Genomic DNA, 527 nt, shown 5'->3' on the forward strand with positions numbered 1-527 from the left:
GTGTCGGCGTCGGCGGAGGGCCGGGCGGGGGTGCGGATCGTGGAATCCGGGAAGCGGGAGTCGGGCAGCGGCCACACCTGCTCGCCGTCCAGCAGCACGCGGTAGGCCGTCTCACCGCCCGGACGCAGCCCGGTGACCGGGATCAGCGCGTAGTGGTGGCCGGCGACCGACCAGGTGGGGGCCGCGCCCCCCGCGCCGTCGGCGCACCGCACCTCGGCCTCGCAAGGCCGGTCGGCCTCGATCCAGACCGTCGCGCTGGTGCCGGTTTCCCAGTCGACATGGCGCAGCAGCGGTCCCAGGCGCAACCCGGCCATCCGGCCCTCCTCCGTCGCTTGGTGGCGTGCAAGGCCTTACGGTACGGAACGACGAAGGAGGGCGCGGTGGTTCCGGTGCGGAGCCTTCAGCACCCGTCCGGGCTCGGGTTGTCCGGGACGGAGCCTCAGCAGCCGTTGAGGATGGAGCTGAGGGCGCTCTTCTCGGCGGAGTCGACCGACAGGTCGTAGTAGTACTTCACCTGCACCCAGGCG

The 527-nt window shown here is 72.5% G+C and carries 1 protein-coding gene; it reads right to left on the bottom strand.

Annotation, left to right across the window (positions count from 1 at the left end; all coding sequences use genetic code 11):
- The coding region (locus CCN51_RS47200) for a DUF7800 domain-containing protein (RefSeq protein ID WP_483883471.1) at positions 1 to 314 on the bottom strand (314 nt) is incomplete at its 3' end.
- Positions 315 to 527: the final 213 nt, after the last annotated feature.

Source organism: Streptomyces milbemycinicus (genome assembly GCF_002154605.1).
In the GTDB taxonomy this organism is placed as follows: Bacteria; Actinomycetota; Actinomycetes; order Streptomycetales; family Streptomycetaceae; genus Streptomyces; species Streptomyces milbemycinicus.